Origin of the sequence: Hafnia psychrotolerans, from assembly GCF_014639435.1 — a bacterium.
In the GTDB taxonomy this organism is placed as follows: Bacteria; Pseudomonadota; Gammaproteobacteria; order Enterobacterales; family Enterobacteriaceae; genus Ewingella; species Ewingella psychrotolerans.
Genome location: NZ_BMFZ01000007.1, coordinates 78,012 through 98,851, shown reverse-complemented (window position 1 = coordinate 98,851; position 20,840 = coordinate 78,012). Strand labels below are relative to the sequence as shown.

Annotated in this window: 15 protein-coding genes; 8 read left to right on the top strand and 7 right to left on the bottom strand. The window is 53.7% G+C overall.

Annotated elements, in window-relative coordinates; all coding sequences use genetic code 11:
- The first annotated feature begins 17 nt into the window (after nt 1-17).
- The 7 genes from bcsA (at nt 18) to IEV89_RS13700 (ending at nt 11,426) form a co-directional block, all read left to right on the top strand.
- The gene (gene bcsA / locus IEV89_RS13730; protein ID WP_188474092.1) at nt 18-2,117 is read left to right on the top strand and encodes a UDP-forming cellulose synthase catalytic subunit; all 2,100 of its coding nucleotides are present in this window, start codon (nt 18-20) and stop codon (nt 2,115-2,117) included.
- Entirely contained in the window at nt 2,114-4,639 is a 2,526-nt protein-coding gene (bcsB, locus tag IEV89_RS13725; protein WP_188474091.1) for a cellulose biosynthesis cyclic di-GMP-binding regulatory protein BcsB, read from the top strand. Before bcsA ends, bcsB begins: the two co-directional genes overlap by 4 nt.
- Nucleotides 4,640-4,718: 79 nt before the next feature.
- Nucleotides 4,719-8,675 carry a cellulose biosynthesis protein BcsC gene (locus IEV89_RS13720; RefSeq protein ID WP_188474090.1) on the top strand — a complete coding sequence of 1,319 codons (3,957 nt, stop codon included), beginning with the start codon at nt 4,719-4,721 and terminating at the stop codon, nt 8,673-8,675.
- Between the two features lie 18 nt (nt 8,676-8,693).
- Nucleotides 8,694-9,173: a cellulose biosynthesis protein BcsD gene (gene bcsD / locus IEV89_RS13715; protein ID WP_188474089.1), complete on the top strand. Its 480-nt coding sequence runs from the start codon at nt 8,694-8,696 to the stop codon at nt 9,171-9,173.
- 9 nt (nt 9,174-9,182) lie between these two features.
- Nucleotides 9,183-10,196, top strand: coding sequence for a family 8 glycosyl hydrolase (locus IEV89_RS13710; protein ID WP_188474088.1), 1,014 nt, complete (start codon nt 9,183-9,185; stop codon nt 10,194-10,196).
- Nucleotides 10,197-10,353: 157 nt separating this feature from the next.
- The gene (locus tag IEV89_RS13705) at nt 10,354-10,818 is read left to right on the top strand and encodes a mobile mystery protein A (protein ID WP_188474087.1); all 465 of its coding nucleotides are present in this window, start codon (nt 10,354-10,356) and stop codon (nt 10,816-10,818) included.
- Nucleotides 10,818-11,426, top strand: a complete 609-nt coding sequence (locus tag IEV89_RS13700) for a mobile mystery protein B (RefSeq protein ID WP_188474086.1) — start codon at nt 10,818-10,820, stop codon at nt 11,424-11,426. Before IEV89_RS13705 ends, IEV89_RS13700 begins: the two co-directional genes overlap by 1 nt.
- A gap of 60 nt (nt 11,427-11,486) precedes the next feature.
- On the opposite strand, the gene dppF is transcribed toward IEV89_RS13700, so the two are convergent.
- The 6 genes from dppF to emrD form a co-directional block, all read right to left on the bottom strand.
- Nucleotides 11,487-12,503 (bottom strand): dipeptide ABC transporter ATP-binding subunit DppF, encoded by a 1,017-nt coding sequence (gene dppF / locus IEV89_RS13695; protein ID WP_188474085.1) that lies wholly within the window; start codon nt 12,501-12,503, stop codon nt 11,487-11,489.
- Nucleotides 12,493-13,518: a dipeptide ABC transporter ATP-binding protein gene (dppD, locus tag IEV89_RS13690; RefSeq protein WP_188474084.1), complete on the bottom strand. Its 1,026-nt coding sequence runs from the start codon at nt 13,516-13,518 to the stop codon at nt 12,493-12,495. Before dppD ends, dppF begins: the two co-directional genes overlap by 11 nt.
- A 10-nt stretch (nt 13,519-13,528) precedes the next feature.
- The gene (dppC, locus tag IEV89_RS13685; protein ID WP_188474083.1) at nt 13,529-14,443 is read right to left on the bottom strand and encodes a dipeptide ABC transporter permease DppC; all 915 of its coding nucleotides are present in this window, start codon (nt 14,441-14,443) and stop codon (nt 13,529-13,531) included.
- 9 nt (nt 14,444-14,452) lie between these two features.
- Nucleotides 14,453-15,472: a dipeptide ABC transporter permease DppB gene (gene dppB / locus IEV89_RS13680; protein WP_188474082.1), complete on the bottom strand. Its 1,020-nt coding sequence runs from the start codon at nt 15,470-15,472 to the stop codon at nt 14,453-14,455.
- 207 nt (nt 15,473-15,679) lie between these two features.
- Entirely contained in the window at nt 15,680-17,287 is a 1,608-nt protein-coding gene (gene dppA, locus IEV89_RS13675; RefSeq protein ID WP_188474081.1) for a dipeptide ABC transporter periplasmic-binding protein DppA, read from the bottom strand.
- Nucleotides 17,288-18,033: 746 nt separating this feature from the next.
- The gene (gene emrD, locus IEV89_RS13670; RefSeq protein WP_188474080.1) at nt 18,034-19,218 is read right to left on the bottom strand and encodes a multidrug efflux MFS transporter EmrD; all 1,185 of its coding nucleotides are present in this window, start codon (nt 19,216-19,218) and stop codon (nt 18,034-18,036) included.
- 320 nt (nt 19,219-19,538) lie between these two features.
- Between emrD and fpr the strand changes: the two genes are divergently transcribed.
- A complete protein-coding gene (fpr, locus tag IEV89_RS13665) occupies nt 19,539-20,285 on the top strand; it encodes a ferredoxin--NADP(+) reductase (protein WP_188474079.1) in 747 nt (248 codons plus the stop codon).
- 15 nt (nt 20,286-20,300) lie between these two features.
- On the opposite strand, the gene IEV89_RS13660 is transcribed toward fpr, so the two are convergent.
- A complete protein-coding gene (locus tag IEV89_RS13660) occupies nt 20,301-20,720 on the bottom strand; it encodes a DUF805 domain-containing protein (RefSeq protein ID WP_188474078.1) in 420 nt (139 codons plus the stop codon).
- Between the last annotated feature and the right edge of the window lie 120 nt (nt 20,721-20,840).

Sequence of the window (20,840 nt, the reverse complement as noted above, 5' to 3'; positions counted from 1 at the left end):
CAGCGATCCTAAATGCGATGAATAAATTTATATTCTCCCTGCTCGTCCTTCTTTTACTGCCGGTTGCGGCGGTTATTATCATCACACCGATGGACAGCCAGAAGCAGTATATTTTTGGTCTGATAAGTCTCGGGTTATTATTTTTACTCGGTATCAGCAAAAGCCGGCGCATCAGCGTGGTCATGGTCATTATGTCCGTGATGATGTCGACCCGATATATTTACTGGCGCGCAACTGAAACCCTGCATTTTAATTCCACCATCGAAGCTATCTTAGGGATCGGATTATTTCTCGCCGAACTGTATGTCTGGGTTATTCTGTTACTCGGTTATCTGCAAACTACCTGGCCACTGAAACGCACCATCGAACCGTTACCGGATGACACCACGCTGTGGCCGACCGTCGATGTATATATTCCGTCGTATAACGAAAGTCTGGATGTGGTGCGTGATACCGTTCTGGCGGCGCAGTGTATCGATTATCCTAAAGATAAAATCAAAATATACGTGCTGGATGACGGCAAGCGCGACGAATTTGCGGTGTTCTCCGCCGACGCAGGCGTAGGTTATATCACCCGAGATAATAATGCTCACGCCAAAGCCGGTAACCTGAACCACGCGATGAAACTCACCAAAGGCGAGTTGATTTGCGTCTTCGACTGCGATCACGTCGCCACTCGTGCATTCCTGCAGGCGACCGTTGGCAGTTTCCTGAAAGACCCGCGTCTGGCGCTGATCCAGACGCCGCACTACTTCTATTCACCCGATCCGTTCGAACGCAACCTGTCTGCTGGCCGTACCATGCCGAACGAAGGTGCGTTGTTTTACGGCCCGGTTCAGCAAGGTAATGACAACTGGAACGCGACATTCTTCTGTGGTTCCTGCGCGGTGATCCGCCGCGTGGCGCTGGAAGAAGTCGGCGGCTTTGCGGTGGAAACCGTGACCGAAGACGCCCACTCCGCACTGAAAATGCAGCGCCGTGGCTGGAACACCGCGTTTCTGGATATCCCGCTGGCCGCCGGTCTGGCAACGGAACGTCTCGGTCTGCACGTCATCCAGCGTACTCGCTGGGCGCGTGGCATGACGCAGATTTTCCGCGTTGATAACCCGCTATTTGGCCGTGGGCTAAAATGGCAGCAGCGTCTGTGCTATCTCAACGCCATGCTGCACTTCCAGTTTGGCCTGCCACGCGTGGTGTTTCTGACCGCACCGCTGGCCTTCCTGCTGTTCAACCTGAACATCATCTCCTCGTCCGCCAGCCTGATTTTTGCTTATGCGCTGCCGCATCTGGTGATGTCGCTGTACATCAACTCCCGCATGAATGGCCGCTTCCGCTATACGTTCTGGGGTGAGATTTACGAAACCGTGATGGCGTTCCACCTGATCCTACCGACGCTTGTCACCCTGCTCGCGCCAAAACGCGGCAAGTTTAACGTGACCGATAAAGGCGGCCTGCTGGACGTGGGTTTCTTTGACTTCAACATCGTCAAACCGCATCTGATCGTCGCCATTCTGATGATTATCGGTATCGGCTACGGCTTAGTGCGCGCGGTATTCCACAACTACTTTGCCATCGACCCGAACGTGATCGCGCTGAACGTGGCGTGGGGCAGCTTCAGTGTGCTGATCCTGCTGGCGGCGATTGCCGTGGCGAAAGAAACCCGTCAGGTGCGTAAAACCATCCGTATTGATGTGGCGATCCCGGCCATCATTCATTACGCCAACGGCATTTCCCTGCGCACCACCACCATCGATATGTCGATGGGCGGCGTGCAGATGGTAACGCCGGACGTGCGCTATCTGGAAGAAGAAATCGAAGAGGTGGAAATTCAGCTCTCCTCGGGCGCGGAGAGTTTCCCGGTGACGCAGATCAGCGGCAACAAAGAGCGCATTCGTCTGCAATTTGAAAACCTGCCGTTGTCGAAACGTCGTGAACTGGTGCGCGTGGTTCTGTGCCGCGCGGATGCCTGGATCGGTGAAGAATACCCGCCGGACAACCCGTTCCGCTCGCTGCTCAGCATCATCCGCTGCGTATTTGAGTTGTTCTACAACACATGGAAAGAACGCCGCGGCAAAAATACCCCCGCAGAGACCACCAGCAAGAGCGAAGCAGCATGAACCGACCACGTAAACTGATGATCAAGCGCCGTTTATCTGCTGTGTCGGGCGCATCCCTGCTCAGAAAAATCGCCACCGGCTTACTGCTCACCTTCGGCAGCCTGCCGTTTACGCATGCGGAAGACGCCCCTGCTCCGGCCGTCGATCCGGCCACCCGTTTGCCTGCGACACCGTCGTGGCTACCCACAACGCCGATAATGCCGGAAGACACTGCACCTGCGAACGCCACACCGGCAGAAGCTTCACCGGTGCCGTCAGAATATATGCCTCAGGCGGATACCACGCCGGTGAATAACAGCAATTCCGCGAATGCGGCACCGACGACCAACCCTACTGCGCCGGTTGTCGATCCCGCTGCCGTACCTGCGCCGGTGATCCCGCTGGTTCAGCCCGTCACCAGCAGTATTACCGTTGCCGAAATGGGCCAGCCCAACGGCCTGACCCTTAGCGGCGGCCAGTTGCAATCGGGCATTCTTTTCACTCTGCCCGCCGATGAAGTGGTGACTAACGCCCATCTTTCTCTGGCACTGAAAATTTCTCCGGCGCTCATCGCCCGCGATACTACGCTGGAGCTGATGCTCAACGGCCAACCGCTAGGCAACCTGCCGCTGAACCAGACCAGCAACGGTGGCGATGTCTATGAACTGGATATCCCGTCAGCGATGGTCGTCTCGAGCAACAACCTGAGTTTTCGCGTGCATGACAGCAACACCATGACCTGCGAGAAAGGTCAGTCGGACAAATATTGGGTCACGGTTTTACCCACCACCAGCATTGGTCTGGAAGGTCAGCAACTGAACATCGGGCGCAACCTGGGCAATTTCCCGCGTCCGTTCTTCGACGGCCTACAAATGCAGGAGTCGAAAATTACTATGGGCTTCTCGGCCAGCATGAAACCGGGAGATATCAGCGCTGCGGCGATGGTGTCTTCTTATCTCGGCATGTTGTCCGATTATCGCGATGTGGATTTCCCGGTCATCCTGAATGAGTTGCCTGATCAGAACGGTATTCTGTTCGGCAAGCCGGGCGATAAAATCGGTTCTCTGACGCTGCCTGCCAGCAACGGCGCATCGATTCAAATCATCGATAACCCGATTAATCCGGTCTACAAACTGCTGCTGGTGCTGGGCAACGATGACAATCAGCTGCGTCAGGCGGCTTACCGGCTGATCAGCGGCGGAATGCCGAACAATACCGATCATCTGGATGTTGCGCAGCAAACCATTCCGTCGAGCAAACCCTACGATGCGCCGCGCTGGATCGATACTTCACGCCCGGTAACATTGGGTGAACTGGCGGGAAAAAATCCAAATTCACTGATTTCCAACGGAATTTATCACGACGGCATTCAGGTAGCGTTTCGCGCCGCGCCGGACTTGTTCATGTGGGATGGTCACAACATTCCGGTGCGCATTGATTACCGCTTCCCGACCGAAAACTGGATTGATGAAGACAACTCTCACCTGAATGTTTCGATCAACAGCAACTTCCTGCGCAGCCTGACGGTCAACAAAGTCGGCCTGGTAGAAAACATCTGGCGTCGCCTTGGCGGTGACAGCCGTCAGGAACGCTACACCATGCAGTTGGCGCCATATCTGATTTATGGCGATAACCAGTTGCAGTTCTATTTCGACATCAAGCCGAAAAAAGATGCGCCGTGCAACATTCTGACCAGCGATAACATCAAAAGCCGTATCGATCCGAAATCCTTCATCGACCTGAGCGGAAGTTACCATTTCGCGCAGTTGCCGAACTTGTCTTATTTCGTCGGTGCTTCATATCCGTATTCCAAACTGGCTGACTTCTCCGACACACTGATGTTGCTGCCGCCTGAACCATCGGTCGATGAAATTCACGCGTTGCTGAACCTTGCCGCGCGCGCAGGTAAAGCCACCGGCGTGCCGGTCAATCACGTGCAGGTTGCCTTTGGCCTGAAAGGCGATGAACAGGAAAATCCACTGTTTGACCGCGATATTCTGGCCGTTACTACGCTGGGCGATTCGTCCTTCAACCAGCAGTTGCTGGCGGGTTCTCCGTTTAGCCTGAACGCCAATTCGCTGGGCGTGAAAGCGCCGACTGAAGTGCAGCGTATCGTGGCCTGGCTGACCGGTGATTGGTACCGCCAGCCAGTGGATGCCGACCGCTATCTGTCGTCAACCGGTGCATGGCGCGGGTTTGTCAGCTACCGCTCACGCTGGTCCAACGATCACGTGGTCGTAGTGGCAACGGGTACCGACGATCAGCAGTTACTGAAAATTCACAGCGATTTGAAATTGCCACAAATCAACGCCAACGTGCGCGGGGATCTGGCGATCATCACCGATGAAAACGGTATCCGTAGTTTTTCCGTCGGCCAGCAATTCCCGACCGGGCAAATGCCGTGGTACATGATGGTGCTCTGGTATGCCAGCACGCACATCGTGATCCTGTCGCTCATCGCCACGCTGGTTTCACTGGTGGTAGGTTTGAGCCTGTTTGTCGTCCTGCGTCGCCATGCGGCCAACCGCCTGGATCACAAATGAAAAACCTCATATTAAGAAGAACAACAATGAAGGTTACTTTTACTCCCGGCTATAACCTGGCGATTACCGGAGCTGGAAAATGAAAAAACATAAACTGTCCCTGGCGGTGATTCAGGCTATTTATCTGGTAGGGATCGCGGGAGTGGTGAGTTTTAGCGCCTCAACGTTTGCCGCGGATACGACAAATCCGGCGATGAAAGCCTTGTTCGATCAAGCGGCTTACTGGCACGAACGCGCCCATGACGATCTGGCGAAAGATGCCTTGCAGAAAGTGCTGCTGGTCGAGCCGAACAACGCGCAGGCGCTGTATCTGATGTCATTGTATTCGTTGCAGAGCGGCGACAAAACTGCAGCCAACCAGTGGCGCGAAAAGCTGTCTTCCGCGTCGCCGGACGATCCACGCTTAGCATCGCTAAACAGCGCCAAAGCGATGCAGTCGATTCCCCCGGCACAACTGGCCTCTGCCCGCCAGATGGCCGCGCAGGGTAACGTCAGCGGTTCGCTTTCGGCCTACCGCACTATTTTTAATGGCAACCAGCCGCTCGACAGTCTGGCGACCGAATATTACCTGACCATGGCGGGCGACAAATCGCTTCAGCCGCAGGCGATTGCGGGTTTGCAACAGCGCGTGGCTTCCCGTCCGGACGATACGCAGGCACGTCTGGCGCTGGGTAAAGTGCTGACCTATCAGGAATCTTCCCGCCGTGACGGCATCAAACTACTGAGTAGCCTGGCCGGCAGCAACAGCGACGCTGACCGTTCGCTACGTCAGGCATTGTTATGGATGGCACCGCAGGAAAGCGATCGCGATTTGTATCAGGGCTATCAGGCACGCCATCCCAATGACACCGCTGTGATGGCCTACTTCCAGAAAAACATCGGTGGCGCAGCGAAAGGTCAAGGCTTTACCGCACTCAACAGCGGTAACGTCACCGACGCCAAAGCTAAGTTTGAAAGCGTGCTGGCAGGTGATCCCAATGACGCCGACGCGCTGGCCGGTTTGGGTTACATCGCACAGCGCAGCGGCAATTTTGAAGCTGCCTCACAATACCTCAGCAAAGCCGCCGCACAAGGCGGACCGAACAGCGTACAGCTGAGCAATCAGGCGCAGGATGCTGCGTTCTATGCCCAGTTGGCGAAAGCCAAAGAGGCCGCCGGCTCAGGCCGTTACGATGCCGCGCTGGCTGCGGTCACACCGCTAACCCAAGTCGGCGGTGAGAAAGGTCAGTCTGCCGGATTGCTGCGCGCCGATATTCTGCGCCGTAAAGGCGATCTGGCCGGTGCTGAACAACAATACAGCGCGCTGGGCGATAACGCCGATGCCCGCGCCGGGTTGTTCTACGTGCTACGTCAGCAGAACAAAACGGCCCAAGCCGATCAGGTCTTAAAAACGCTGCCGGCCGAGATTCAGACCAAAATGAATCCGCCAAAAGTGGCCGACGTCATCGAACCGTTACGCCGTCAGGCCGCGCAGGCCGTGGCGAACAACGATCCGCAGCGCGCGCTGAATTTACTCCAGCAAGCGCTGGAACGTCAGCCGTCCAACGTCTGGGTGAAACTGGACATGGCGCGCATCCTGCAATCGCAGGGGCAAACTGCGCAAGCACAGTCGATCATGGCACCGTCCGCGCGTCCGGGCGCATCCTCTGCCGATCTCTACGCCGCCGCTTTGTTTGCGTCGGAAACCAAAAACTGGTCCACCGCTGGCGCCCTGCTCGCGCGCATTCCGCGCGGCAGTCAGAATCAGGGTATGCGTGAACTGGCGCAGCGCGCTAACTTCAATGCGCAAATGGCCGATGCCGAAAACTATCTGCAACAGGGCAACAGCGCCGCTGCCGCCAATACCTTACGCGCTCTTGCGCAGAATCCACCTTCTGCACCGGCTGACGTCGGTGCGCTGGCGAAAAATCTTGCCGCGACCGGACAGATGCCGCTGGCTGTGCAATTGGTACGCCAGAACATGCGCGATGGTGTGAAAGGCAACGCCGGGGATTACGCCGATCAGGTCGCTGTGCTCAATCAGGCCGGGCTAAGCAATGAAGCGCAGACGTTCCTACAAAATCCGCAAATTCAGTCCAGCACCACGCCGACCGAAATGGCGAATATGCGTAACGGATTTGTGATCAATCAGGCTGATCAACTGCGTGAACAGGGCCAGTACGCTGCCGCCTATGACAAGCTGGTGGTCGCGTTGCAAGCTGACCCACAAAACCGCGATCTGATGTTGGCGATGGCACGTCTCTATCAGTCCGGCAAACTCAATAAACAGGCCGGTCAGGTTTATAACTACCTGATGACCAATGATACGCCGACGCAGGATGCCCGCGTAGGCGCTATCAATGTCGCGCTGGGTGAAGGCGATACTCAGCGGGCGCAAGAACTGATGAAGGGCCTGAATGGCCCGCGCACGCCGGACCGGTTGTTACTGGCAGCACGCGTTGCCGAAGCACAAGGCGATCATCAGCAGGCGCTGGCGCTGTTGCGTTCCGCGAAAGGCAAGATGATCGGTCTGGAAGGCGTAGACGGTTCGACGCAGATCGCCGGACTACAGCTGACCGACAACCCGTTCATCAATCGCTCTACACAGAGCACCCGCAGCACCACGCAGTCTGTGTATGGCACCGTTATGCCGTGGCAGCAGTCGGACCAGGTTTCAGCTACCCGCACCGCACCGCTGCCGGGGGCAACGCCAACCGCCGTAGTACAGCAAAATGCGACCGAAAAGCAGATCGACGATATGCTCACAACGTTACAGGACAAAACGGCGACCTGGGCGCAGGGTGAGATGTCTATTCGTGGGCGTGACGGTGAAAGCGGTCTCAGTCAACTGACTGAAGCCAAAGCGCCAATGACTTTCGCCTTCGTGCCGTTTGATACGTCGCGCCTGAGCATCGGCGTCACGCCGGTTTCCCTCAGTGCAGGCAGCCCGTCTGGTACGGGAAATGCGCGTTTTGGTCAGGGTGCGCTGGCACAGGCTCAGTCCGCACAGAAAGATGTCGCGGCAGCCGCCTCGGCCGCGGGTCTGAACATTGCCGATTACAGTACTTTCGCCAAACTCCAGGCTGCGGCTTCTACCAATTACAGTGCAAACTGTAGCTCGACCAATGCGGCCTCTGCGCAGTGCATAGCCTACAACACCATCACCGGTACCGATCCGACAACCTATACTGCGCCAGAAGCCGGTAACCAAAGTGCTACAGGTGTTGAGCTGAACGCAGCACTGACCGGCGACAACTACAAGGTCGATGTCGGCAGTACACCGCTAGGCCAGGATCTGAATTCACTGGTCGGTGGCGCGCAATGGGCACCGAAACTGACCGACTTCACCACGCTCACCATGACCGCAGAGCGTCGTGCGATCACCGACAGTATTCTTTCTTACGTCGGCACCAAAGATAATTACGGTGGTAAAGAGTGGGGCCAGGTCACTAAAAACGGCGGCAGCGTTAACCTTTCCTACGACGACGGTGACGCAGGCTTCTACGTCGGTGGCGGTTACTACAGCTATCTCGGTACTAATGTCGCGAGTAATAAATCGGTCAACGCCAACGCAGGGCTGTACATTCGTCCCTACCGTTATGATGACCGCGAGCTGAAGACCGGGGTTAACATCGGTTATATGAATTTCGACAAAAACCTCAGCTACTACAGCTACGGACAGGGCGGTTACTTCAGCCCGCAGAACTACGTCAGCGTCTCCTTCCCGGTGGAATACACCCAGAAGTATGACGACTGGGATCTGAAACTGTCGGGCTCCGTCGGTTATCAGTCCTATTCTCAGGATAAGAGCGCCTACTACCCGAACAATCCTGACCTGCAGAAACAACTGGAAGATTTGGTGTCAGAGGGCTACGGCACTGAAGCCTATTACTCAGGCAAAACTCAGAGCGGGATTGGCTGGAATGCGGGCGTCGGCGGCAATTATCATCTGAACAAGAACATGCAGATTGGCGGTCAGGTTGGCTACGATACTTTCGGTGATTACAACGAAAGCAAAGCGCAGGTCTACTTCCGCTATCTGATGGGCCAAAATTAAACCCGGTGGAATAAAACCATGCAAGAACAGAACTATACGCAGGTCGCGCAGGAATATTACCGCCAGCGTCACACTACACCGGGCTGGCAAAGTCTGGTGCAGGTGCTATTTTCAGGTATTCTGGCCTCCGCCGACGACGAGGATGGCCGCCGTTTTCTCACGCTGATGGGCGGTAACCTGGCACGTCAGCATGCACTGCCGGCCTCCGCCACGCTCGGCGAACTGGAAGATAACATCAACCACATTCTCAGCCGTTTCGACTGGGGCGTGGTGAAAATTGAAGCCACCCAGCAGCAGCTCGCGCTGGTGCATATCGCCTGGCCGGTTTCGCCGCAGGGTGAAGACGACGAACTGTGGCGCATCGCGCTCATTTCGCTATTTGAAGGGCTGTATGCCCAATGGTTGCAGGCACAAGGCGGGCAGCCTTATGTTCCCCTGCGCTGGCAGGAAAGCACACCGGAAGGCGCATTCGTCTTCCGCTATCAAAATGGTTTGTAAGGAATTTTTATGTTGGCATTTCGACGCTATGGCCTGGTGCTGTGGTTCGGTCTGGTTTTCTCGTTTTTCACAACCGCAGTAATGGCGCAGGATCAAGGCTGGTCAGCCTACAAAAGCCGCTTTCTGATGCCTGATGGCCGGATCATTGATACCGCCAATAAAAACGTCAGTCATACCGAAGGCCAGGGTTTCAGCATGCTGCTGGCGGTCTTTAATGACGATCAGGCCACTTTCGATAAGCTGTGGCAATGGGCGAACACCACGCTGTACCGCAAGGACATCGGCCTCTATTCATGGCGTTACGACCCGAATAACAGCGTTCACGTCGCCGATAAAAATAACGCCTCTGACGGCGACCAGCTTATAGCGTGGGCGCTACTGCTGGCAGGCGATCAATGGCATGACGCGCGCTACACCAAAGCGTCCGAGAAATTGCAGTCGGCGCTGATTAAATACAATGTGATTGATTACGCAGGTTATAAAGTGATGCTACCGGGCGTAACCGGGTTTAATCAGACCAGCAACGTCACGGTTAACGCCTCTTACTTCATCTTCCCGGCGTGGAAAGCGTTTTATGCGCACAGCCACCTGAAAGTGTGGAAAGATCTGGATGAAAGCGGCACCGCGATGCTCAGCAAAATGGCGTTTGGCGAGTTCCGGCTACCCACTGACTGGGTAGACATGCAGGCTGACGGTAGCATGAAACCCGCCAGCCGCTGGCCAACGCGTTTCAGCTACGACGCCATCCGTATCCCGCTGTACCTTGGCTGGGCGCATCCCGGCAGTCCGCAGCTGGCTCCGTTTATTTTGTGGTGGCAGAAGTCGCCACGCACCGCGACACCGGCCTGGATAGACGTCATGACCGGCACCAAAGCGGGCTACAATATGTCGCCGGGATTATTAGCCGTGCGCGATTTCACCATGGCCAACGCTGGCGCCATCAGCCCGAATCTGGCCCCGAAAGATGACTACTACTCCTCGTGTCTGCAACTGCTGGCCTGGTGGGCGGCGAAGCAGGGGTAAGCGCGTTTTGAATGAAAAAGGGCCCGTCAGTGAATGCTGACGGGCCCTTTTGTTTAATTTTATTGCATATATGCAATTGATTTTATCTTAATTGATTGTATATTTAATATTGATTAATAATAATTTCATTGTAAATATACAATCAAAAGGTTTCTTAATGTGGGATAAAGAGTTAAAAATCAAACAAGTGGATAACCTTCTAAAAAGTATGAAATTAGAGCGCAATGTAAAACGCCCCAAAAAGGGCTGGTTACAGTTGCTGAGATCCACATTGGGAATGAGTACACGCGCTTTAGGTGAGAGGTGCGGGCTAAGTCAGTCGCGTATTTCGTTGATCGAAAAAGGAGAAATCAACGGTACAGTGACACTCAACACCCTAGAGAAAGTCGCGGAAGGTCTGAATTGCGAATTGGTTTATTTTTTACAGCCAAAACAAGGACAAACACTCGAAGAACTGAGGGAACACCAGGCAGAAAAAAAAGCTAAATTCCTGAATCAGTACACTGAAATTCATATGTCGCTGGAACAGCAACCCACATCAACAGCTTTCCAAAAATCGACACAAGACAAGCTTAAAAGCGAGCTCTTACAAAAATGGCCTCGGGATTTCTGGGATGAATAATGAGCGAAACCATCAATGATGGCCTACCCGAAGGGGCGACGGAACTTAGCCCTGACGATCTGGCCGGTTTAATTCCCGACTATATTGTTACCCGGGAAGATCTGAATCAATTTGAAAAAACAAACATTCAGAATGCATTAGCACGCCTCAGCCGCCAGAAGCTGAGTTGCCAACAGATCTTAACGGTGGATTTCTGTCTTCAGCTACACCGAAACATGTTCGATAAAACATGGGAATGGGCAGGGCAACTTAGACGCAGAGAGGTAAACATTGGGAATACACCACCTTATATGATCTCAATGCGCGTCAGAGACACTCTGGATAATGCAGCGTACTGGGTTGAAAACGACACTTACCCACCCGATGAAATCTGTCTGAGACTTCACAGAGACATCGTATGGATCCACCCTTTTCCTAATGGAAATGGAAGGCATTCCCGGATTTTTTGCGACATGCTGCGTCGCGCCCTCGGTATCGGATACTTTTCATGGGGAAGTTCAGGGGGCGAACTCGTTTCACCCGACGAACATCGTGCTGAATACATCGTAGCCTTGAGAGAAGCTGACCGCGGCGATTATACCCGGCTTATCAGGTTTGCTTCTGGCTAGGTTATACGGCACAAAAAACCCGCTTTCGCGGGTTTTTTAATTTCAGCGGTTTAGCCGGTATTACGCCACAGTCTGCGTCGTGCCGGTTTCATCCTGATCGACAGCGAAGCAGGCGACGAGCTGATCGCCGTACTGTTTCAGTTGCGGCTGGAACTGTTTGCAGGTGCCGAACGCACGGCGGCAGCGGGCGTTGAACGCGCAACCGGCTGGCGGATTCAGCGGGCTTGGCAGCTCGCCGGTCAGTTTGATGCGCTCACGGCGTTCGTCCGGGTTCAGACGCGGTGTCGCGGACAACAGCGCCTGTGTGTACGGATGACGCGGATTGCTGAAGATGGCGTCTTTCGGCCCCTTCTCCACGCAGCGTCCCAGATACATCACCATCACTTCGTCAGCAATGTGTTCAACCACGGACAAGTCGTGGGAGATGAAGACGTACGACAGCCCTAAATCCTGCTGCAAGTCCATCATCAGGTTTAGCACCTGCGCGCGCACGGAAACGTCGAGCGCCGATACGGGTTCATCAGCAATAACGACATCCGGATCAAGCATCAGCCCACGGGCAATCGCAATACGCTGGCGCTGACCACCGGAAAACATATGCGGATAGCGCTCGTAGTGCTCGGTTTTCAGACCCACTTTCGCCATCATCTCCAGCGCTTTGTCCCTGCGCTCTTTACTGGTCAGCTTGGTGTTGATCAGCAACGGTTCTTCGAGGATCTGGCCGACTTTCTTACGCGGATTCAGCGATCCATATGGATTCTGAAACACGATCTGGATTTTCTGACGACGCAACTTTTCCGCCGTGGCGTCAGGCTTGAGCAGATCCTGCCCGCGGTAATAGAGCTCACCACCCGTCGGAATTTCAATCATGGTCAGCAGGCGACCGAGGGTCGATTTCCCACAGCCAGACTCGCCAACCACGGCCAACGTTTTACCGCGCTCAAGATCAAAAGAGACACCGTCGAGGGCTTTCACGGTGCGTTCAGGGGCAAACAACCCCGTCTTCACCGGATAATGTTTTTTCAGGTCAATCGCCTGCAACAGAGGCGCTGACTGGATGGCGTTTTCATGACTCATAGGTAGGTCTCCCGGCATCATCCAGCGGATAATGGCACTTCGACTGACGCCCGTTGGCAAGGTTATGCAGCGCCGGCTCTTCTTTACGGCAAAGATCCGTGGCATACGGGCAACGCGGATTCAGCAGACAACCGTTCGGACGGTCATATTTACCCGGCACTACGCCCGGCAATGACTCTAAACGGGCCTTGTCAGTGGCGAATTCCGGTAAGGAGCGCAGCATCGCCTGGGTGTAAGGATGGCGCGGCGCACGGAAAATCTCCGTGGCTTTAGCCGACTCCACCACCTGACCGGCGTACATTACGATGATGTGCTGCGCCGCTTCAGCAACGAGCGCCAGATCATGCGTGATCAGCATCAGCGCCATGTTCTCTTTCTGCTGTAACTCCAGGAGCAGCTCAATGATCTGCGCCTGAATGGTCACGTCGAGCGCGGTCGTCGGCTCATCGGCAATCAGCAGTTTTGGCCGGCAGGCGATCGCCATGGCGATCATCACACGCTGGCTCATTCCGCCGGAAAGCTGGTGCGGATAAACATCCAGTCGTGATGCCGGGTCAGGAATACCCACCAGATTGAGTAAATCAATGGTGCGCTGACGACGGGTCTTTTTGTTGCCACCTTGATGCACCTTGATGGCTTCCATGATCTGGAAACCAAGGGTATAGCAAGGATTCAGGCTAGTCATCGGGTCCTGGAAAATCATCGCCACTTCGGCACCAACAATCTGACGACGCTCTTTTTCGCTCATCTGTTGCAAGTCGCGGCCACCAAACTCCAGTGTCTCGGCCATCACTTTGCCGGGGAAGTCGATAAGCCCCATCAGCGCCAGCGAACTGACTGATTTACCCGAGCCAGACTCACCGACGATACCGACCACTTCACCCTGCTTCACGCTGTAACTGATACGGTCAACGGCGCGGAACGGTGTGCCTTCATCGCCGAAATGCACGGAAAGCTTATCGACGGTCAGCAGTGTTTTGCCGACCGGTACATCTTTAATTAATGTGGTTTCCATCTCTCGTCCCTTACTGCTTGAGTTTAGGGTCAAGGGCGTCGCGCAGACCGTCACCCATCAGGTTAAATGCCAGTACCGTCAGCAAAATGATCACACCCGGGAAGGTCACGACCCACCACGCACTCTGAGCAAATTGCAATACGTCGGACAGCATAGTGCCCCACTCAGGCGTAGGCGGCTGTGCGCCCATACCGAGGAAGCCGAGAGCCGCCATATCCAGAATGGCGTTGGAAAAACCGAGTGACGCCTGCACGATCAGCGGCGCTAAGCAGTTAGGTAAAATATTGACGAACATTTGACGTGCTGCGCCTGCACCTGCGACGCGCGATGCCGTGACATAGTCGCGGTTCACTTCCACCAGTACCGCCGCACGCGTTAAGCGTATGTAGTGTGGTAGGGCAACGAAGGTCAGGGCCAGCGAGGCATTGACTATCGACGGACCGAAAATCGCCACCAGCACCAGCGCCAGTAGCAGGCTTGGCAATGCCAGCATGATGTCCACGATGCGCATGATCGCGGCATCAATCACGCCACCGTAGTAGCCAGCAAACAGACCGAAGACCACGCCGAGGATCAGCGACAGCACCACCACCAGACAGCCGACCAGTAAGGAGAGGCGTGCACCGTACATGAGTCGGCTAAGCATATCGCGTCCGACGTCATCAGTGCCTAACAGGAATTTCCAACTGCCGCCCTGCATCCAGACCGGCGGACGCAGCAGCGCGTCGCGGAACTGTTCAGCCGGGGCGTGCGGCGCAATCACGTTGGCGCCAATCGCGAGCACCAGCATGATGATGATGTAAACCAGACCGGTAACAGCCCCTTTGTTGCGCTTAAAGTAGTGCCAGAATTCGCGCAGTGGCGGCATCGGCGTTGGCGCAGCCGTCGCTATTTCATTAGCAACGGGCTCTGTAACTTGTGACATGTGCGCCCCTTATTTCCTGTGACGAATACGCGGGTTGACCACGCCGTAGAGCACGTCTACCAGCAGGTTAACCACGATAATCATAATAGCGACCAACAATACACCGCCCTGTACGACCGGATAGTCGCGACGTTGTAGTGCGTCGATAAGCCAGCGACCGAGTCCCGGCCAGGAGAATATAGTCTCCGTCAGGATGGCGCCGCCCAGCAGCGTACCCACCTGCAAGCCAATAATCGTCACGACTGGCAGCAGCGCGTTACGCAGTGCGTGAACAACAATCACTCGCATACGGCTGAGACCCTTGGCACGCGCGGTACGGATGTAGTCTTCACCCAGCACTTCCAGCATGGAGGAGCGGGTCATTCGCACGATAACCGCCAGAGGGATAGTGCCGAGTACCAGGGCTGGTAAAATCATATGCATTACAGCATCTTTGAAGTCACCCGGCTCGCCCCAAATCAGCGAGTCGAACAGCATAAAACCGGTCAACGGCTTACTGGTATCAAGGAATACGGTATCGCTTATTCGCCCCGATACGGGCGTGAGATTAAGCTGCACCGAGACCAACATAACCAGCATGATGCCCCACCAGAATATCGGCATCGAATAGCCAGTCAGCGAGATGCCCACCGCCGTGTGGTCAAAGATGGATCCGCGTTTAACCGCAGCCAGCACCCCCACAGGAATACCGACGATCACCGCGAAAATCATGGCGCAGATACCCAATTCCAGCGTTGCTTTAAAGCGCGGCACAAACTCTTGCCAGACCGGAATACGGCTTTTTAACGACACACCTAAATCGCCGTGCAGCACGCCGTTCACATAGTGGAAGTATTGTTGATAGAGAGGCTTGTCCAGCCCCATTTCTGCCATCAACTGAGCATGGCGCTCAGCAGAAACACCGCGTTCTCCGGCCATGATGGTCACCGGGTCACCTGGGATCATATGCACGAAGGCAAAAGTCAGCAAAGTTATGCCGATAAACGTTGGGATCACTAACCCCAAACGTCGGAGTATGAACTGAAACATATCCCGTACTCTCTGTATAAAATGCCCGGAAAACCGTAGCTCGCCGGGCTTATTGTTAACTCACATTGCTTTCTAAACGAAGGAATCTAAGACTGTACTCAATGACCCGCGAACAAAGCGGAGGAGCAAAGCAATCGAGACATACCATTAGGTAAGCGAAGATTGCGAATCCCCCACAACGCAATGCCTGGGTCATTCAGCAAGCTGTCACTCCATAGAGACGTTTTCGAAGTGATGTTTACCTAGTGGATCAACGACATAACCCTTAACTTCTTTACGCACTGGCTCATACACGGTGGAGTGAGCGATGATCAGCGCAGGTACCTGATCATGCATCACTACCTGAGCCTGTTGGTACAGCGCAACACGTTTGGCGTGATCGGATTCGGCACGGGCTGGCTGAATCAGATCTTCAAACGGCTTGTAGCACCAGCGTGAATAGTTAGAGCCATCTTTCGCCGCCGCGCAGCTGAACAGAGTGGCGAAGAAGTTGTCCGGGTCCCCATTGTCCCCAGTCCAACCCATCATCACAGACTGATGTTCACCGGCTTTAGCACGTTTCAGGTACTCGCCCCACTCATAGGTCACGATATTGGCTTTAACGCCGATTTTTGCCCAGTCGGACTGGATCATCTCAGCCATACGACGCGCGTTCGGGTTGTACGGACGCTGAACGGGCATTGCCCATAGATCGATAGTGAAACCATCGGCATGGCCAGCTTCTTTCAGCAACTCTTTGGCTTTAGCTGGATCATACGGGTAATCCACCACGTCTTTGTTATAGCCCCACATGGTCGGTGGGATCAGGTTTTTAGCCGCCTGGCCCGCGCCCTGATAAACCGCTTCGATGATGGCCTGCTTGTTCACAGCCATGGTCAGCGCCTGACGCACTTTCACTTCATCCAGCGGTTTTTTCTCAACGTTGAAGGACAGATAACCCACGTTCAGACCTGGCTGTTGCATCAGATTGATGGTTTTGTCTTTCTTCATTGCTGCAATGTCGGCCGGGTTCGGGTAAGGCATTACCTGGCACTCATTTTTCTGTAGTTTCGCATAACGGATAGAAGCGTCAGGCGTGATAGAGAAGGCTAAGCGATCGATTTTAGGCTTGGTGCCCCAGTAGCCAGGGAATGCTTTGTACAGAATGCGCGAGTCTTTCTGGTACTGCACTAGCTGGAATGGACCCGTACCGATTGGGTTTAAATCCACTTTCTCCGGCGTGCCCGCTTTCAGCATGTTGGCCGCGTACTCACCCGAGAGGATTGAAGCAAAGTCCATACCAAGGTCGGCAAGGAATGGGGCTTCAGGGCGGTTCAGGACGAACTGGACGGTGTGGTCATCGACTTTAACGATCTTACTGATCAAATCGCCCATGCCCATGCCGTCGAAGTATTCGTAGCTGCCACCAGACACACCGTGGTAAGGATTGTTTTTATCTAACTGGCGCTCAAAGGAGTAAACCACGTCATCTGCGTTGAAATCACGGGTCGGTTTGAAGTCTTTGCTATCCTGCCATTTCACGCCTTTGCGCAGATGGAAGGTGTAGGTTTTGCCGTCAGCGGAGACATCCCACTTCTCGGCCAGGCCCGGCTGTAACTCAGTGGTGCCGATTTTGAATTCGACCAGACGGTTATAAATTGGCACGGAGCTGGCGTCGTAAGTGGTACCCGAAGTGAATAACTGCGGGTTAAAGCCTTCAGGAGAACCTTCAGAACAGTAAACTAACGTTTTTGCCTGAACACTGGCCGCCACGGTCAGCGCAATCAGGCCAATACCAAATTTCAGTATCCCTGTTTTTCTCAAGGAGATTGTCATCGCTTTTGCTCCATTTGTTAATGGTGATGTGGATGTGTGTGTTGAGTTTGCAGCTCACGCTACCCTTTATTTTTTATTGACGGGTAGCTGTGTTGCCCAATTCGCTGCGGAAAGTTTTCTCAGAAAAGGATGAAACGCCTCGGAAGCGCTTTCTTCAGATGAATTCCGTAAATTTACCGTTACAGATAATCACCGGAAAAATCTTCTGGTCTGACTTCGGGCTATCAATTTGGCAACTCTGAAGGATGACGTCAATATAACCAATAGGCATTTACAAAGACTGTGAGTAACAGCAAACAAACATAAAAAAACCCTTTGTTAACATTTACAGTATAAATATTCAGTTTATAGAGATTAAGTCGACACATTCATCTTTGTTACAGCACATTTCCAGCCATTTAGCCATTTTTAAACCTACGAAAATTAATTGCAAAATGATGAATATATAAACGCTTATTTGTCATAACAGGGTTAAAAGCAGAAGAAAATGCTGGAGATGCAATCGAAATGGATTGTGCAAGGGTTACAGATTTCGCTGTTTTACGGTGCACAGGAGCACTTAAATAGGGCTTATGCTCTGTAATGGTGCGAGTAAGTCAGAAGATTTATCGGTGCTGAAAATAACCCCGACCTGACCTCTCGGTTAATTCTGGAAGCGAAAAAACAAAGGCATTCTTGGTCAATCTGAAGTGGAGCCACAGAGGCTCGGCTTCAGATTGGATTTATTCGAAACGATAAAAGCACGGCTAAATCGTATGTCCCTGCTCCTGCTGGCGATTCGCCATCGGCCACCAGCAAAGTAATATCAGCATTGCCATGACAAACATCAGCAGGCCCAGGCTGAACTGACCGGTTTGCGGTAATAGTGCTGACATCCAGGCCACCATGCCCGAACCGACGTTCTGCATCCCGCCCACCAGCGCACCTGCCGCTCCCGCCAGATAAGGGAAAGGCTCCATGGCGCCAGTCGTCGCCAATGGGAATAACATCCCCGCGCCAAAAAAGAATAAAGAGGCAGGAACGATGAGCGTCCAGATGTTCATCATACCCAGCCAGCCAGGGATCCACATCAGTACCCCCGCCAACAGACAGCTAAAAACCGAGTGCCACATTAATTGCTGAAAATTTTTTTCCGAACGGCCAGCATGCCAGGCACCAAAGAAAGCGGCAGGAATAGGCAAAATAAACAGAATACTGACCGTCATAGCATTCAGTCCCAGCACACCGCCCATCAGTACACCACAGCTTGCCTCGAACACAGCCACACCGGCAAGGGCACCGACCAGCATCACGAGATAGCGGCTAAAGTTACCGTCTGTAAGCAACAAACGCAGGCTGCTCAGCGTCCCGCGAGACTCATGACTCACCGGACGGGTTTCCGGCAACCAGCGGTACATCGAAAATGCCACACCTGCGCAGAGTAACAACAAGAAACCGAAGCTGGCACGCCAGCCCAGCCAGGCGGAAAGCACACCACCAATGAGAGGAGCAATCAGCGGGCTGACTAAAATACCCATATTCAGCAAACTGTTAGCCTGACGTAAGGCACCGCCACTGTATAGATCCCGCGGCATGGTACGGGCCATCACGCCAGCGACCCCGGTACCCATACCCTGTACCGCGCTGGCAATGATCAGCAGCGTCAGGCTGTGCGCCATCATGGCCGCCGCCGCGCCCAGCAGAAAAATTATCATCCCCGTGAGGATCACCGGTTTGCGCCCCACTTTGTCTGACCATGGACCATAAATCAGCTGTGATGAACCGTAAGCTATCAAATAAGCCGCCATAACCCGTTGTACTGCACCCGGTTTAACCGACAAACTCTGCGCCATATCCACAATATTCGGTACATAGATGGTTTGGGCCATTTGCCCAACGGCCACCAGTAAAATCAACATCACAAGCAGGTGAATATTTTCTAGTTTTTTCATTTTTCAGTTTATTAATTAATCAAACCACCGAAAATCAGTATGATTAGCTGGCATTCGCGTGGTGAAGCCACGGGCGCATAAATTAACAAACTTGTGTGAATAAGCGAGACTTTGGCGGAAAACAGTCTTTATATAACTGGTGGGCTTTAGTGCCATCTTCGTAAAGATAAACGTACGAATGCGAGACGGGCTAACCGCCGGGGAACTGGCTGATAACATTTAATCGATAATCGATTCGCAGAATATGAAATAAAATCAGCGGAGTAAATCGGGTTGCAGCTTTCTGCTCCCGGTATAGACCTGCAACGGGAGCAATTTTTATGGCGGATTGGGTTAACGGTAAAGTGACCAAAATTGAACACTGGACTGACAGCTTGTTCAGCATCACGGTAAACGCCCCGGTCGATACATTCAGCGCGGGACAGTTCGCCAAACTGTCGATGGAGATTGAGGGAGAACGGGTGCAGCGGGCCTACTCCTACGTCAATGCACCCAGCGACAGCAACCTGGAGTTCTATCTGGTGACCGTACCAGAAGGTAAACTCAGCCCACACCTGCATGAGTTACAAGTTGGCAGCGAAATTCAGGTCACCAAAGAAGCTGCGGGTTTTTTCGTCATCGACGAAGTGCCGGAGTGTGACACCTTATGGATGTTGGCGACCGGTACAGCAATTGGCCCTTACTTATCGATTTTGCAGGAAGGAATTGGGCTGGAGAGATTTCAAAACATCGCTCTGATTCATGCCGCACGCTTCTCGCAAGATCTCAGCTACCTGCCACTGATGCAGCAACTCCAGCAGCGTTATAACGGAAAACTCCATATCCAGACCGTCGTGAGCCGTGAAAATACACCGGGCTCGCTGACCGGCCGCGTCCCGGCATTGATTGAAGACGGTTCGCTCGAAGCCGCCATCGGGCTGAAAATGGAGGCTGAAAATAGCCATGTTATGCTCTGCGGTAACCCGCAGATGGTGCGTGATACCCAGCAAATCCTCAAAGACAGCCGGGGTATGCGTAAACACCTCAAACGCAAACCGGGCCATATGACCAGCGAACATTACTGGTAACAGCCTGCGAAGGAATTATTTCAGTCTGACGTTTTCCGGTTCCGGGCCAAAACGATTTGTGCCCGGCGTACCGGCAAATACACCGCAATCGATAAGCAGCATAACGAACAGAATAACGGGTATCAGCCGCCCTACCACCCATTGCCATAACGCCGGAATCATGTCCCAATGACCAGCGGACAGCATCCAAGCCAGAATAAAAAAGAGTGCCCACAAGGCAGATCTATTGCGGTCATGTAGGCGCTTTACCATCACCGCTGCCGTCGGCCAGAGTAAAACCACCACGGCGAATGACGCCGATTTGATCTCAATCCATTGACGATCGGCAAAGACAAATGCACCCACCATCAACACCAACCAGCTGGCCATCCAGATCCAAAAATCACGGCGGCACATGCGGCCATTAAACGAAAACAAGGCGTGTTGAAGTGTCATCGGGGGTTGATTCCATCAAAAGGCATATCATATTGGGTGGCGAAAAAGCTGCAACAAAGTGTAACTCAGGCCGATGGCGAGAAGGCAACATTTATGTACTCCTTTTGACATTGCCCCCTG

Bases quoted from the DNA above. Each gene is read 5' to 3' on its own strand.
- bcsA (WP_188474092.1), top strand. From the start codon at position 18: ATGAATAAATTTATATTCTCCCTGCTCGTCCTTCTTTTACTGCCGGTT.
- bcsB (WP_188474091.1), top strand. From the start codon at position 2,114: ATGAACCGACCACGTAAACTGATGATCAAGCGCCGTTTATCTGCTGTG.
- IEV89_RS13720 (WP_188474090.1), top strand. From the start codon at position 4,719: ATGAAAAAACATAAACTGTCCCTGGCGGTGATTCAGGCTATTTATCTG.
- bcsD (WP_188474089.1), top strand. From the start codon at position 8,694: ATGCAAGAACAGAACTATACGCAGGTCGCGCAGGAATATTACCGCCAG.
- IEV89_RS13710 (WP_188474088.1), top strand. From the start codon at position 9,183: ATGTTGGCATTTCGACGCTATGGCCTGGTGCTGTGGTTCGGTCTGGTT.
- IEV89_RS13705 (WP_188474087.1), top strand. From the start codon at position 10,354: ATGTGGGATAAAGAGTTAAAAATCAAACAAGTGGATAACCTTCTAAAA.
- IEV89_RS13700 (WP_188474086.1), top strand. From the start codon at position 10,818: ATGAGCGAAACCATCAATGATGGCCTACCCGAAGGGGCGACGGAACTT.
- dppF (WP_188474085.1), bottom strand. From the start codon at position 12,503: ATGAGTCATGAAAACGCCATCCAGTCAGCGCCTCTGTTGCAGGCGATT.
- dppD (WP_188474084.1), bottom strand. From the start codon at position 13,518: ATGGAAACCACATTAATTAAAGATGTACCGGTCGGCAAAACACTGCTG.
- dppC (WP_188474083.1), bottom strand. From the start codon at position 14,443: ATGTCACAAGTTACAGAGCCCGTTGCTAATGAAATAGCGACGGCTGCG.
- dppB (WP_188474082.1), bottom strand. From the start codon at position 15,472: ATGTTTCAGTTCATACTCCGACGTTTGGGGTTAGTGATCCCAACGTTT.
- dppA (WP_188474081.1), bottom strand. From the start codon at position 17,287: ATGACAATCTCCTTGAGAAAAACAGGGATACTGAAATTTGGTATTGGC.
- emrD (WP_188474080.1), bottom strand. From the start codon at position 19,218: ATGAAAAAACTAGAAAATATTCACCTGCTTGTGATGTTGATTTTACTG.
- fpr (WP_188474079.1), top strand. From the start codon at position 19,539: ATGGCGGATTGGGTTAACGGTAAAGTGACCAAAATTGAACACTGGACT.
- IEV89_RS13660 (WP_188474078.1), bottom strand. From the start codon at position 20,720: ATGACACTTCAACACGCCTTGTTTTCGTTTAATGGCCGCATGTGCCGC.